Here is a 14257-nt window from a genome sequence, read left to right as displayed (position 1 = left end):
ACCTCGACGCGGGCCTCGGTGTGCCAGGGCTCGGTGACCTTCTCCGCCGAGGGCGGGGCGCCGGCGGCGACGAGCAACCAGTTCCCGGTCGGGACGCGGTTGCGGGTGACCAACCTGGACAACAACAAGTCGGCGGAGGTGACGGTGACCGGCCCGTCGGGCAGTTGTGTGCTGCTCAACGCCAGCGCGATGGAGCTGGTCCGCGAGCCGGGCAAGAACGTGATCCGGCGCAACCTGGTGGAACGCCTCGACGGCGGCGCGGCGCAGCCCGGCGCGGCCCAGCCGGGTACGGGCGCGGCCCAGCCCGGTGCGGGGGTGGGCCGGCCGGGCGTCGCCTCGCCCGGCGCTCCCGGCGCCGCCCCGCAGTCCGCCTGCCAGGGGCCGATCACCTTCTCGGGCGAGGCCGGTGCGCCGGCGGCGACCAGCGGCCAGTTCCCGGTGGGCACGCGGATGCGGGTGACGAACCTCGACAACGGCAAGTCGACGACGGTGACGATCACCGGCCCGTCCGGCAGCTGCGTCCTGCTGAACGCGGCGGCGATGGAGCAGATCCGCGAGCCGGGCAAGAACCTCGTCCGGCGCAACACCGTCGAGGTGCTGCGCTGAGCTGAGGCACACCAGAGGCGGGTGTCGGGCGGTACGGACCCGACACCCGCCCCCCCCCCGTGCGGTCAACCGAAGGCGGCGTCGAGGATGTCGAGGCCCCGGGCCAGTTCACCGTCGGAGATCACCAGGGGTGGCAGGAGCCGCAACACGTTGCCGTACGTGCCGCAGGTGAGGGTGAGCAGGCCGGCGGCGTGGCAGGCCGCCGAGACCGCCGCCGTGGTGGCCGGGTCGGGGGTGAGCGTGCCGGGCTGGACGATCTCGACGGCGAGCATGCCGCCGCGGCCGCGTACCTCGGCGACCACGCCGGTGCGCCCGGCGATCGCCCGCAGCCGGGGCACCGTGGCCGCCTCGATCCGCCGGGCCGAGGCGGCGAGGTCCAGCTCGTGCATGGTCTCGATGCTGGCCAGCGCCGCAGCGCAAGCGACCGGGTTGCCGCCGTACGTGCCGCCGAGCCCGCCCACGTGCACCGCGTCCATCAGCTCGGCCCGCCCGGTCACGGCGGCCAGCGGCAACCCGCCCGCGATGCCCTTGGCGAGAGTGATCAGGTCCGGTTCGACGCCCTCGTGCCGACAGGCGAACCAGTCGCCGGTGCGGCAGAAGCCGGTCTGGATCTCGTCGGCGACGAATACCGCCCCGGCCGCCGTCGCCCACTCCCGTAGCGCGGGCAGGAACCCCGGAGCCGGCACGACGAACCCGCCCTCACCCTGGATCGGTTCGATCAGCAGCGCGGCGACGTTCTCCGCGCCGACCTGCTTCTCGATCGTCTCGATCGCCCGGGCCGCCGCGGTGGCCCCGTCGAGGCCGCCGTCGCGCAGCGGGTACGACATCGGCGCCCGGTAGATCTCCCCGGCGAACGGCCCGAACCGGTGCTTGTACGGCATGTTCTTCGCGGTCAGCGCCATGGTCAGGTTGGTCCGCCCGTGGTACGCGTGATCGAAGACCACCACCGCCGGCCGCCCGGTGGCGTGCCGGGCGATCTTCACCGCGTTCTCCACCGCCTCCGCACCGGAGTTGAACAGCGCCGAGCGCTTGTCGAACCGGCCCGGGGTCAGGGCGTTGAGCTGCTCGCAGACCGCCACGTACGACTCGTACGGGGCGACCATGAAGCAGGTGTGGGTGAACCGTTCGACCTGGGCGCGGACCGCCTCGACCACGCGCGGGGCGGAGTTGCCGACGTTGGTCACCGCGATGCCGGCGGCGAAGTCGATCCACTCCCGCCCGTCGACGTCGACGATCGTGCCGCCGCCCGCCCGGTCCACATAGGACGACATGACGCTGCCGACCCCCCGGGCGACGGCGGCGCCGCGCCGCTTGTGCAGATCCTCCGAGGACGTCGCCGTGCCGCCCCCGTTCGCGGCTGCCGGGCTTGCAGGCCCACTCCTCGCGCTCACCGGTCAGCCCTCGATGTTGTGCATGACGTGCTTGATCCGGGTGTAGTCCTCCAGGCTGTAGACGGAGAGGTCCTTGCCGTGCCCGGAGTGCTTGAAGCCGCCGTGCGGCATCTCAGAGACGAACGGGATGTGGGTGTTGACCCAGACGCAGCCGAAGTCGAGCCGGCGGGTCATCCGCATCGCCCGGCCGTGGTCCTTCGTCCAGACCGAGGCCGACAGGCCGTACTCGACGCCGTTGGCCCAGCGCACCGCCTCGTCCTCGTCCGAGAAGCGCTGCACGGTGATGACCGGCCCGAACACCTCGTCCTGGATGATCTCGTCGGACTGCCGCAGCCCGGAGACCACCGTGGGGGCGTAGAAGTAGCCGCGCTCGCCGAGGCGGGAGCCGCCGGTCCGGACCGACGCGTGCTCGGGCAGCCGGTCGACGAAGCCGCTGACCCGGGCGAGCTGACTGGCGTTGTTCAGCGGGCCGTAGAGGACGTCCTCGTCGTCCGGGGCGCCGGTCCTGGTGTTGCGGGCCTGCTCGGCGAGGGCGGCCACGAAGTCGTCGTGGATGCCGGGGCCGGCGAGCACCCGGGTCGCCGCGGTGCAGTCCTGCCCGGCGTTGAAGTAGCCGCCGACCGCGATCGCCTCGGCGGCCGCCGCCACGTCCGCGTCGTCGAAGATCACTACCGGGGCCTTGCCGCCGAGCTCCAGGTGGGTCCGCTTGAGATCGGGGGCCGCCGCGGCGGCCACCTCCATGCCCGCGCGGGTCGAGCCGGTGATCGACACCAGCTGCGGGATCGGGTGCGACACGAGGGTACGACCGGTGTCCCGGTCACCGCAGACGACGTTGAACACGCCCGGCGGGAAGAACTCGGCCGCGATCTCGGCGAGCAGCAGCGTCGAGACCGGCGTGGTGTCCGACGGCTTGAGCACCACCGTGTTGCCGGCGGCGAGCGCCGGGGCGATCTTCCAGACCGCCATCATCAGCGGGTAGTTCCACGGGGTGACCTGGGCGCAGACGCCGATCGGCTCGCGTCGCACGTACGAGGTGTGCCCGGCCAGGTACTCGCCGGCCGAGCGCCCCTCCAGCAGCCGGGCGGCGCCGGCGAAGAACCGGAACTGGTCGACGCACGGCGGCAGCTCCTCCTCGGCGGTGAGCTGACGGGGCTTGCCGGTGTTGCGTACCTCGGCGTCGACCAGCTCGGCAGCCCGTGCCTCGACCGCGTCGGCGAGCTTGAGCAGCGCCTTCTGCCGCTCGGCCGGGGTGACGTCCCGCCAGCCCTCGAACGCGGCGGCGGCCGCCCGCATCGCCGCGTCGACGTCGGCGCTCCCCGAGACCGGGGCCTGCGCGAACACCTCCCCGGTGCAGGGGTCGATCAGGTCGGCGTAGCCACCGTCGGCCGGCTCGACGTACTCGCCGTTGACGAAGTTGCGCAGCTTCTGCTGGTCACTCATGACGGGATCTCCGAGAGGGGTCCGGTGTGCGGTCTGCGGCGGTTATCGCAATGTGCCTGCCATCTTCGCTACTGAATTCGCGGCAGACAAGGCCCAGGGCGACTGTTTCCGTCGATCACCTTCCTCGTCTAGGCTGCTCGACGTGGAGCCTGTCGCCTTCTACGTCGCGTCCCGCCCCGCCCACGGCGCGGGCGAGCTGACCATCCACCACCCGTACGACGGGCGCGCTGTCGGGCGTACCACCCTCGCCACGCCGGACCAGGTCGAAGCGGCCGTCGCGGCCGCCGCCGGGGTGGCCGCGACGGCCGCGGCCCTGCCCGCGCACACGCGCGCGGCGGCCCTCGACCACGTCTCCCGGCGGCTCGCCGAGCGGGCCGAGGAGGTCGCCCGGCTGATCACCGCCGAGAACGGCAAGCCGGTCAAGTGGGCGCGGGCCGAGGTGGGGCGGGCGGTCTCCACGTTCCGGTGGGCGGCCGAGGAGGCCCGGCGCTTCTCCGGCGAGCTGCAACGACTCGACACCGACCCGGCCGCCACCGGGCGGATCGCGCTGGTGCGGCGGGTGCCGAAGGGGCCGGTGCTGGGCATCGCGCCATTCAACTTCCCGCTCAACCTGGTCGCGCACAAGGTCGCCCCGGCCATCGCGGTCGGCGCGCCGATCATCGTCAAGCCGGCCCCGGCCACCCCGCTGTCCGCGCTGCTCCTCGGCGAACTGCTCGCCGAGACGGAGCTGCCGGAGGGGATGTTCTCGGTGCTGCCGCTGCCCAACGACCGCGCCGCCGAGCTGGTCGCCGACCCGCGACTGCCGGTGGTGTCATTCACCGGCTCCGGGCCGGTCGGCGCGGCCATCCGCCGGTCCGTGCCCGACAAGCACGTCACCCTGGAGCTGGGCGGCAACGCGGCGGCGGTGATCTGCGAGGACTGGAACTCCGACGAGGACCTGACCTTCGCCGCGCACCGGATCGCCACGTTCGCCAACTACCAGGCCGGGCAGTCCTGCATCGCGGTACAGCGGGTCTACGTGCACGAGTGGCTCTACGACGGCTTCCTGCCCCGGCTGGTCGCGGCCGTGCAGGAGCTGCGCACCGGCGACCCGTCGGATCCGCTCACCGACGTCGGGCCGCTGGTGTCGGAGGACGCCGCGCGCCGGGTCGAGGCGTGGGTGGACGAAGCCGTCACGGCCGGCGCCACCATCGAGGTCGGCGGCCGGCGGGAGGGCGCCAGCTACCCCCCGACCGTGCTCTCCGGCGTGCCGGCGGACGCCAAGGTCAGTGCGGAGGAGGTCTTCGGGCCGGTGCTGGTCGTCGCCCGGGTCGAGGACGACCCGGCCGCGTTCGCCGCCGTCAACGATTCGGCGTACGGGTTGCAGGCGGGGGTGTTCACGCACCGCCTGGACGTCGCCTTCGCGGCGCACCGGGTCCTGGAGGTGGGCGGCGTGATCGTCGGGGACGTGCCGTCGTACCGGGCCGACCAGATGCCGTACGGCGGGGTGAAGGGCAGCGGCGTCGGGCGCGAAGGGCTGCGCAGCGCGATGGAGGACTACACGGAGCCGCGGGTGATGGTGCTGACCGGGGTCGCGCTGTAGCGGCTGCTCGCGGCGGTCACCAGGTGCCGTCGTCACGGACGCGGGCGGGGGCCCGGCCGAGCAGGAGGGTGGTCAGGGCGGCGTCGATGTCGTCGCCGAGGAACCACTCGCCGGCCTGGTCGAGCGCGAAGACGCGCCCCCGCTCGTCCACGGCGAAGATGCTGTCACCGTGCTCGGAACCGATCGGGAACAACCGCACCCCGAGGACGGCGGTGAAGTCGGCGAGCGTGTCGGCCGAGTGGGCACTGCGCAACGGATTCGTGGTGAACTCGCTGATCCACACCGCCTCGCCCGGACCTCGACGGCCGCTCAGGACGGCGGGGAAGGCGGTGAGCGCCCGCTCCGCCGCCGGGAAGGGCTCGTGGCGGTGTTGCCTGCCGGCGATCTGACACGTCTCCCGGATCGCACCGGCGGCCAGGGCGGGATTGAACTCGCTGTCTTCCCAACCGGCATCCATGAGGGCATCAGCCACCTCCGGCGGAAAGCGACCCGGGTGGTGGGCGACCTGTGGCTCGGCACGTCGCTCCGAGGTGAACGCCGACTCCGCCCAGGACAGGACGTTGAAGTGCACGAGGAAGTTGACGCACGAGTCGCACCCGCGCTCGGCCCTGCCCCCGTGGGGATCGCCCGCCTCGCGCACCCGCAGGACGTCGAAGCGGGTGTTGGCGAGCAACGTCTCGGCGTCGGCCAGGCCCATCGGCTCGATGCCCTCGGCCGCGCGGCGGTGGTCGTACTCGTGCAGGACGTCGGAGACGACGATCAGCTCGGCGTGCCGCTCGGCGCCGCGCACCAGGTGACCGGGGGGCAGCTCGTCCAGGTAGGCGCGGACCAGCGGGTGGTGGTTGAGCCGTACGTCGCCCTTGGCGCCCTGCGCCCGGAACAGTCGGCCCTGGACGGTCAGGTGGGCGGCGGTGTTCGGCGTGGGCAGGCGACGGATCTCGCGGAGCAGCTGGCTCGCCGGGTCGACGGTGCGCGGCGCGGAGGGCTCCTGCGGGCGGCTCCGCCGGTACATCCGCTCGACCACGTCCACCGGCACCCGGGGCCAGGTGGTCACCTCACCGGTCTGCTTGTCGACCACGGTGGTCGGCAGGTCGCCGGGCGCGGTGCGGGCGGCGGTGGACACAGTGGACGTGATCACGTAGCCGAGGTCGAACTCGTCGACCGTCGGGTGGCATTCGTATCCGAGACGCTGTGAGTCGCGGCGCGCCCACACGGCGGCGAGCTGCTCGGCCTGCTGGCGGTCGATCACCCCGTTGAAACTACCGGACCCCACGGCCTCGGTGGCACCCGGTATGGTTCGCCCTACCGACGGTAACCGGGGAGGGTGGCGTTGGCTGACAGCGTGGACCGGGACGCCAACCGTGCGCTGCGGGCACGGTTCGACGAGGTGTACGGGCAGTACCAGCGGTTACGGTCCGGTCTGGACGAGCTGCAGGCCCGGCTCGCCGAGCTGCGGGTCACCGAGCGGTCCGCCGACGGTCAGGTGACCGCGACCGTCGGGGCCCGGGGCGAACTGATCTCCGTGGAGCTGCATCCCGGCGTCTACCACGATCGCGACGCCCGGGCGCTGAGTCGCAAGATCACCACCACGGTCCAGCGGGCCGGCGCGGCGGCGGTGGCGGCCACCCAGGAGTTGGTGGCGGGATATCTGCCCGCCGGGTCCGGGTCGGTGGAGTTCCTCCGTACCGGTGACTTCGGATCCCTGCTGGGCCGGGCCGACACCGCGATGCGGCGGGGGCGGTGATGGGCGGGCAGCTGTGGCTCGACCCGCAGCGTGCCCGGCGGGGCGGCGCGGACCTCTCGCTCGCCGGTGAGGCGGTCGGCGCGCGCCACCGGCAGGTGGGCGGCGAGATCGCCGCGGCGAGCGCCCGACAGCCCTGGGGCGGGGACGACATCGGGGCCGCGTTCGAGCAGAAGTACCGCGGCTTCGAGGAGACGGTGCTCCGCGCCTGGGAGAGCGTGGGCCGGCATCTGGCGGGCCTCGGCGCCGACGTGGTCCGATCCGTCGACGCCAACCTGCGGAGCGACGCGGCGAGCGCCGGCCGGCTCGACCGGGCGGGCGACCAGCATCCCCGACGCTGATCGGCGGAGGAGCGCGGATGACCCTGTTGCCGAGCCCGATCCCGCACCCGCTCGACTACTCGCCGTGGGAGCTGCCCGGCTGGGTCTACGAGGCCCTCGACTGGGTGGTCGGGGTGGAGTGGCCGGAGGGGAACGAGCGGGCGGTCTGGGACCTGGCCGACCAGTGGTACGGCGTCGCCGCGGCCCTCGCCGGGCCGCACGCCGACGCGGTGGCCGCCGCCGGTGAGGTGCGCGGCGGCTACGGGGGAGTCGGTGCGGTCGCGGAGGCGTTCGACACGGCCTGGCGGCGGGTGGCCGAGGGTGACCAGGCGCCGCTGTCGGTGCTGTTGGCGGTCAGCACCGACCTGGGCCGCCTGGTGGAGGAGTGCGGCTGCGACATCGAGGGCGCCAAGCTGGAGGTCTGGATCGAGCTGGGCATCCTGGTGGTCGAGTTGCTCGCACTGGCGGTGGCGGCCGTGCTCACCGCCGGCGCCGCCTCACCCGCCGCAGCGGCGGCGATCACCGCGACCCGGATGATCGTGCAGCAGATCTTCAAACGGCTCGTGGCCCAGCTGGCCCGCAAGTCCCTCAAACAGGGGCTCAAGGAGGCCACCGAGCGGGCGGCGAAGGAGGCCGCCGCGGGCGGGACGCGCAACCTCGGCCGACGGGCCGCGCTGGGTGGCGTCTACGAGGCGGGCGAGGAGGCCGGGGTCAGTCTCGCGACCCAGGCGTACCAGAACTCCACCGGCCGGCGGGACGGCCTGGACATGACGGAACTGGGTAGGTCGGCGGTCGGGGGCCTGGCTGGCGGGGCGGTGGCACCGCTCGCCGGGCTCGGCCGGCACGCGACCGGGCGCGGCGCCCGGATCGGCGAACACCTCGGCCGGGAGATGACCGGCGAGGTGATCGCCGACCAGGCGGCCAGCCTCGCCCTCGGACAGGGGCTGACCTCGATGGAGGACGCTGCCCGCGCCGCCGTCTCCGGCGCCCGGGGATCGGCCGCCGCGCAGGTCGACGCCGCTCTGCACGCGCGGCTCGACGGCCAGCTCAGCGCCCTGGCGGGGGCGCCGTCCGCGCCCATGGACCTCGGGTCTCCCGCGCAGACCTCGGCTGGTCCCGGGGTTTCCACCCCGGTCGCCGATGACCCTCGCCAGCCCCCGTGGGCGGCCGAGGCCGTCCTGGCCGTCGAATCCACAGCAGAAGGGGGTGGCACCGACACCCGGGAGGAGCGGGCCGGCGAGTACGCACGCCCGTCGTCCGACGGGCTGGCCGCCGCGCGGACAGACGATCCAGCCCCCGACGCCGGTTCCGATCCGCTGTCCGTGTCCGCATCGACGGCTGCCGGCGACGCGCTGTCCCAGCGCACCGCCGCGGCGGAGGCTCGGCCCACCCCAACCCTCTCGTCGGTCATGTCGGAGCTGCCCCCGGTGACCGCCCACCCGGTGCCCGTGGCATCCACCGGAGCCGCCGAGACCGTCCCGACTGCCACCGCGGCCACCCACAGCGGATCCAGCGGAGCGCCACCCACGCCGTCCGCGGCGTCGCCACCGCCGATCTCATCGGGGGCTGCCCCTGCGCTCCCCGGCGTTCCGCCGGCCACCGCCGGCACTGCCTCCGGCGCGGAGGCTGCCGCCAGGGCCGTCGCAGGGCCGCATCCGCCGTCTCTCCACGGTCCGCATCCGCCTGAGACACCTGCCGAGCGCTCCCTGCCAGGGCCGCGGGAGGGGTCAGGCCCGCCACGGGCCGCCGACCCTCCGGTGCCGCTGCCGAGGACGCCCGAGTGGTACGCCGCCATGTGGGCCGCAGACAGGGATGCCTTCGAACGGCGCCGTTATCACGGACACTTCGAGTTCCAGCGAACGAACTACGAGGACAATCGCCGGCGAGACACGGCGGCGCGACTGCGCCGGGTAGCCGACCGCAGCTACGACGAGGCCCGGTGGCTGATCGGCGAGAGCCAGCGCCTGGCACAGGCCGGAGAGCCGGCCGCCTCGGAGCGCTACCTCCGAGATGGCCGTGACCGAGAGCGCTGGTGTCACCAGCAGCGTGACCTTGCTGAGGCGGTCCTGGCCGGTTCTTCCACGCCCGCTGTCGTCGCCGTCGTCGACGAGGCCGACTTCCGCCGGATCAACGATGACGTCGGGGACCTGGCACCCGGGGCGGTGGAGACGGCCGACCGCTCAGCCCTTACCAGGGACGACGTCCCACCGCCGATCGATCGGACGCGCAGGTACGGCGAGCCCGGCGGGCTGCGACCGCCGCTGGCGCTGCACCAGACCGACGTCGAGCGACGGATGCCCCGCGACGCGGACGGGACCGTGACGCGGACGGCCGACCCGCGGCGGGGCGGCTGGTTCCGGCTGATGAACGACGGCGGGCCGCGGGCCGACCCGACCCGCGGCATCAACTGCATCGACTGCACCCTTTCGCTGTTCGACACATGGGTGCACGGGCGCCCTCGGGTGGCCGCCCCGCGCACCTTCGACGCGTACGAGGAGGGCGACATCAACCGCCCGCTGGGCGGCGAGTGCGACGGCCCCGCCCGGATCGAGGACGTCACCGGCGGTCGCTTCCAACGCCTGTGCGAGCCGGAGGGCGGAACGCGGCCCGCCGAGCGCCGGCAGGCAGTGGATGCCGGCTACCGGAATCTCCACGACCAGTTGCTCCTCGGCGGCCACGGCAGCTTCGCCTTCGTGATCAACCACTGGGAGGGCGGCGGATCCCACATCTGGGTCGCCCTCAACCAGAACGGCACGGTGCTGTACCTCGATCCCCAGTCCGGCGAGATCGACACCAGGCCGCTGTACCCACACCACGGTTTCCCGAACAAGCGGAACGCCGTGGACGCCGACGTCCTGGTACTCGGCCCGGACGGCAGACCGATGCCCCTGGCGGGCCTGCGCCGCGGCCTGTTCAGTCAACGACCGGACCTGCCGGAGTACCCGCCCGCAGAGGAGGATCAGGGGTACGGCGAGCCGTACATCAACCGCCTGCACCTGCTCGCCGGGCCAGGGTCGGCCGGCGTGCCTGGGACAGGTGATGCTGCTCGCAATCGGCACGAGAAGATTGCGTCCTCCGATGTCGTCGGACAGCTGTCGCTCGCCGAACGGGCGGTGCTCGCCGGTGTTCGGGATCGGGCGGTCGCTGCGGCGGATGAAGTCGAGGATGTGCTGGCAGCCATCGGAAGGCGAGTCGGCGAAGCGCTGCACCCGGAGCATCCAGTGCAGTTGCGGGATCAGGAATTTCGTGTCAAGAGTCTCGAATCGTTGGCTCGCAAGTACGCCGACGAAGCCGAAGTCCTGGGAATGTCTGTCGAGGAGTTTGGCGAGGGTGCGAACGATGTCCTCAGGTTTTGTCTGGTCATGCCTGGCGGTGAACGGTACCGCGACGCGGTGGAGGTTTTCCTCGCTGGTCTGATCGACGCCGGCTACTCGGTCCGTGATGACGCCTGCAAGAATTTCTGGCGTGTGGGGAATCGCTTCTACGGCTTCAACTGCACGGTGAGATCTCCCGGCGGGACCACCTTCGAGGTTCAACTGCACACCGAGTCGTCACGCGAGGCATGGCTGAGGACGCACGAAGCTTACGAAATCCTTCGCAGTGTGAGCGCGGCTCCCGAGCGCCGCTTGGATGCCTTCCTACGGATGCTGGTCATCAATCGCGAGTTCGGCATGCCGCGCATGGTGCCACCGGGGTTGAGTGACCGGTTCCCACCGAAGGACGGCACCTTTGCTAAATGGATCTCTGTTAACAGGAGCGAGTGGCGGGAGTACCGGTGGTGGCTCGATGTGCAGAACCTGAGCTTCCGTAGGATCGTCGAAGATCACGGGCTCACGGTTGAAGATTTTCCCATCTCCCCTGGCCTTCTGTCGAAACTGGAGCGTGCCGATGTTGACTTACTATGTGATCTACCAGGACGACGAGAAAACCAGGCCTCGGGGAATATTCATCATGGACGTGGCCAAGAGGGCGGCAATTCTCTGGAACCACCGCACGGGTAACTGGTCGTACAACCCGAGCCTGGTCGTGAGATTCCTCGACGACTATAGGAACATCGATCGATATGAAGAAGTGGAGAGATCGGTGATTGAAGGCTTGGTGGAGCAGATTACCGGAGGGCGACCGCTTCCCGACGAGGGAGTTATCCGCCGGATGTTGGAGAAGGGAACGAACCAGCACGGCTAGAAGCAGTCAGGCCGTCTGCGTGGGCGTTCTGACGGTTCCACGGACAGTGCGGTGGGCAGGGCCCGCGAACGGCGAGGATAGCCTGTTGCGGGCCTGCCGGGCATCCGTCAGAGTCGCTGACATGGCTGACTCGCCCGCTGCCCCCGACTCCGACAAGCGCGCCGGCACGCCCGCACAGAACTTCGCCTGGTCGAACATGTTCGTCCACCCGGACGATGACCCGCGCTCGGACGGCGGTTTCGACGACGAGCGCACCATCCTGGTCGAGTACCTGCGCGACCAGCGCCTCACGTTGGAACTGAAGTGCGCCGACCTGGACGCCGAGGCGCTGGCACGTCGGGCCGTACCGCCGTCGGCGCTGTCGCTGCTCGGCCTGGTGCGGCACCTGGCCGAGGTGGAGCGGGGCTGGTTCCGCCGGACGATGGCCGGCCAGGACGCGCCGAGGATCTACCGCTCGGAGGCCGACCCCGACGCCGATTTCGACGGCGCGGTGGCGGACCCGGCGGTGGTCGACGAGGCGTGGCGTACCTGGCGGGCGGAGGTGGAGTTCGCCGAGCGGTTCGTTGCCGAGGCGCCGGACCTTGGCGTCAAGGGCCGGCAGCGCGGCGGCGCCGAGATCTCGCTGCGTGAGCTGCTGGTGCACATGATCGAGGAGTACGCGCGGCACAACGGCCACGCCGACCTGCTCCGCGAGCTGATCGACGGCCGCGTCGGCCAGTAGCGACCGGTCACGAGCGTGAGCGGAGACGACCGGATCGATCGAGCCGGGAGCTCTACGAGAGGGCGGTGTGCGAGACGAGGCAGCCGGTATCGCGCCGGTCAGCGGCGCGAGGGTCGCGGGCTGGGTTCGGGTGCATCCGATGTCGTCCTGGCAACAACAGATGCACCCGAAGTCGGCGGAGACGAGGCCAGGCGGCGGGTGGATGGTGCAGACCCAGACGGTTGGGCCGGCGGAATACCATCAAGAGATGGCGAAGTCGGACAACGGGCCCGGGCAGCCCGCGGTCTGGGCATGGCCGGTCGGCATTCTGATCGGCCTCGGGATCGGCCTGGCGGCATTCGGTGACGCCAGCGGAGTTGCCATTGGCATGGGTATCGGCATCGCCTTCGCACTTGCCTTCAGCGCCGCCACCCGCGGGCGTGGCGGCGGCGCCGCCACCGGCGGGCGTGGCGGTGACGCTCCCACCGGCGGGCGGGACGGCGAAGAGGACTCCGACGGGCGGTCATGACGCGCCGCCGCACCCGCCTTCCTCACCGGGGCCACGATCGGCAGGAGAGCAGCCCCGCTGCCGGGGCCGGACACTCCGCTCCGCCACCTGGCGCGGCGGCCCCACCGGGCCCGAGGCCAGAGCCGCCCACGCAGACAGGAGAGGTGGGTACGCCGGGCAGCGTCGCGGAGGCGCTGGCCGTACAGGATCGGTTGCGGCCGCTGGTCGACCTGGTCGGGCCGGGTCCGGCCGCGCCCGCGACGGTGGCCGGGCTCGACGTGGCGTACGCCGAGAGCGGTGACCGGCTCGCGGCGGCCGTCACCGTGCTGGACGCCCGGACTCTCGCCGTGGTGGATTCCGCAGTCAGCGTCGGCCGTCCCGCCTTCGACTACGTCCCGGGCCTCTTCGCCTTCCGTGAGCTGCCCGCGCTGCTCGCCGCGCTCGACCGGTTGACCGTCCGTCCGGACCTGCTGGTCTGCGACGGGCACGGGCTGGCCCATCCACGCCGGTTCGGGCTGGCCTGCCACCTGGGCGTGGTCACCGACCTGCCCGCGATCGGGGTGGGCAAGACACCGCTGGTCGGGCGGTGGGTGCCGCCGGCCGGCCGGCGGGGCGCCTGGGAGCCGCTGCGTGACGGCGACGAGGTGGTGGGCCGGGTGCTGCGGACCCGGGACGGCGTGAAGCCGGTCTTCGTCAGCGTCGGCCACCGGATGAGCCTCGACAACGCCACCGCCCGGGTGCTGGCGTTGACTCCGCGCTACCGGCTGCCGGAGACCACCCGCACCGCCGACCGGCTGTGCCGCGACGCGCTCCAGGAGGGTAATGCGGCGCACATCCGGAGCGCTCTATGACCGGGGGCCGCCAGGGCCCGGTAGTAGCCTGACCGCGGACCCCCGGCCGGGGGAGAAACGGCGAGGTGATCATGGCAATACGTCGGCACGCGGCGCGGCTCGCGACGGTCTGCGCGTTGCTGGGCGGCCTGGTGGCGCTCGGCGGGTCGCCGGCGCTCGCCGACGACGACTCGGTCCGGGTGCGCTCCGCCGGCAGCTTCACCGCCGGCGGTTCCGCCGGGGGTGTGTCGGTGGAGGTGCGCAAGCGCAGCGACGGCTGCGTGCTGCTGCGTACCGCGCTGGGGCTGCGGCTGACCGGGTTGCGTCCGGAGCAGGTGACCGTGCAGGTCAACGCCGGCGGCCGCTGGTTCCCGGTTACGGTCTCCGGGGGCGGGGGCAGCGCGACCACCGCGGCCACGTCGCCGGCGAACCCGAGGCTGTGCAAGGGCAAGAGCATCACGGTGCGCTACCAGGTGGCGTTCGCGGCGACCACGCCGAACGGTCGCCTGGCCGTTGCCGGCGAGGCCAGCAGTGCTGGCGGGCGGCTGCTCGGCCGGGGCGCCGACGCGTCCCGGGTGGTCGGCGGACGCGCCTCCGCTTCGCCGTCGCCGACGCCCTCGAAGACGCCGTCACCGACCCCGAGCGCGGTCGCCGCCGAGGAGCCCACCGCGGACGCGACGGACGTGGCTGCCATCGCCGACCCGGCCGGCGGCGCCACCACGGTCGGCCAGGAATCGTCCGGCGGCTCGCCGGTCATGTTCTTCGGCATCGCCATGGTCGCGGTCGGGATCCTGCTCATCGTCCTGCTGTTCCGCCGGTCCCGCGCCGACAGCAAGCAGCCCGACGACCTCCCGGGGGTGCACCTGCCGGGCCACGCCGATGCCACCATCTACCGCCCCGCGCGAGGCCCGGCCGCCGCGCCCGGCCAGCCCGGCTCGGTGTACGGGCAGCGGC

At 72.6% G+C, this 14257-nt stretch carries 13 protein-coding genes; 10 read left to right on the top strand and 3 right to left on the bottom strand.

Annotated elements, in window-relative coordinates:
- Window positions 1-18: 18 nt before the first annotated feature.
- On the top strand, window positions 19-606 hold the full coding sequence (locus C1I99_RS20470) for an RlpA-like double-psi beta-barrel domain-containing protein (protein ID WP_233512611.1): 588 nt from the start codon (window positions 19-21) through the stop codon (window positions 604-606).
- Window positions 607-671: 65 nt separating this feature from the next.
- On the opposite strand, the gene gabT is transcribed toward C1I99_RS20470, so the two are convergent.
- Together gabT and C1I99_RS20460 are read right to left on the bottom strand one after the other, a co-directional pair.
- Complete coding sequence (gene gabT, locus C1I99_RS20465) at window positions 672-1997, bottom strand: 4-aminobutyrate--2-oxoglutarate transaminase (RefSeq protein WP_111135833.1); 1326 nt, start codon at window positions 1995-1997, stop codon at window positions 672-674.
- A 3-nt stretch (window positions 1998-2000) separates the two neighbouring features.
- Window positions 2001-3437, bottom strand: a complete 1437-nt coding sequence (locus C1I99_RS20460) for a gamma-aminobutyraldehyde dehydrogenase (protein ID WP_111135832.1) — start codon at window positions 3435-3437, stop codon at window positions 2001-2003.
- A gap of 142 nt (window positions 3438-3579) precedes the next feature.
- Here C1I99_RS20460 and C1I99_RS20455 point away from each other — a divergent pair, with 142 nt between their 5' ends.
- Complete coding sequence (locus C1I99_RS20455) at window positions 3580-5019, top strand: aldehyde dehydrogenase family protein (RefSeq protein ID WP_111135831.1); 1440 nt, start codon at window positions 3580-3582, stop codon at window positions 5017-5019.
- A gap of 16 nt (window positions 5020-5035) precedes the next feature.
- On the opposite strand, the gene C1I99_RS20450 is transcribed toward C1I99_RS20455, so the two are convergent.
- Window positions 5036-6292: an SUKH-3 domain-containing protein gene (locus C1I99_RS20450; protein ID WP_233512609.1), complete on the bottom strand. Its 1257-nt coding sequence runs from the start codon at window positions 6290-6292 to the stop codon at window positions 5036-5038.
- A 51-nt stretch (window positions 6293-6343) separates the two neighbouring features.
- Between C1I99_RS20450 and C1I99_RS20445 the strand changes: the two genes are divergently transcribed.
- The 8 genes from C1I99_RS20445 to C1I99_RS20415 form a co-directional block, all read left to right on the top strand.
- Window positions 6344-6763, top strand: a complete 420-nt coding sequence (locus C1I99_RS20445; protein WP_233512608.1) for a YbaB/EbfC family nucleoid-associated protein — start codon at window positions 6344-6346, stop codon at window positions 6761-6763.
- Window positions 6763-7101 carry a hypothetical protein gene (locus C1I99_RS20440; protein WP_233512607.1) on the top strand — a complete coding sequence of 113 codons (339 nt, stop codon included), beginning with the start codon at window positions 6763-6765 and terminating at the stop codon, window positions 7099-7101. Before C1I99_RS20445 ends, C1I99_RS20440 begins: the two co-directional genes overlap by 1 nt.
- 17 nt (window positions 7102-7118) lie before the next feature.
- A complete protein-coding gene (locus tag C1I99_RS20435) occupies window positions 7119-11081 on the top strand; it encodes a toxin glutamine deamidase domain-containing protein (protein ID WP_111135829.1) in 3963 nt (1320 codons plus the stop codon).
- Window positions 11032-11265 carry a hypothetical protein gene (locus C1I99_RS32365; RefSeq protein ID WP_146604001.1) on the top strand — a complete coding sequence of 78 codons (234 nt, stop codon included), beginning with the start codon at window positions 11032-11034 and terminating at the stop codon, window positions 11263-11265. Before C1I99_RS20435 ends, C1I99_RS32365 begins: the two co-directional genes overlap by 50 nt.
- 121 nt (window positions 11266-11386) lie before the next feature.
- Window positions 11387-11986, top strand: coding sequence for a DinB family protein (locus C1I99_RS20430; protein ID WP_199562306.1), 600 nt, complete (start codon window positions 11387-11389; stop codon window positions 11984-11986).
- 247 nt (window positions 11987-12233) lie between these two features.
- Window positions 12234-12494 carry a hypothetical protein gene (locus C1I99_RS32360; protein WP_146604000.1) on the top strand — a complete coding sequence of 87 codons (261 nt, stop codon included), beginning with the start codon at window positions 12234-12236 and terminating at the stop codon, window positions 12492-12494.
- Between the two features lie 143 nt (window positions 12495-12637).
- Window positions 12638-13324: a deoxyribonuclease V gene (gene nfi, locus C1I99_RS20420; protein WP_111135826.1), complete on the top strand. Its 687-nt coding sequence runs from the start codon at window positions 12638-12640 to the stop codon at window positions 13322-13324.
- Window positions 13325-13395: 71 nt separating this feature from the next.
- A partial coding sequence (locus C1I99_RS20415; RefSeq protein WP_146603999.1) for a hypothetical protein occupies window positions 13396-14257 on the top strand: 862 nt, incomplete at its 3' end.

The sequence above is a fragment of the Micromonospora deserti genome (assembly GCF_003236335.1).
Lineage (GTDB): Bacteria > Actinomycetota > Actinomycetes > Mycobacteriales > Micromonosporaceae > Micromonospora > Micromonospora deserti.
The sequence above is the reverse complement of the archived record's forward strand: the minus strand, read 5'-3'. Positions and strand labels throughout refer to the sequence as shown.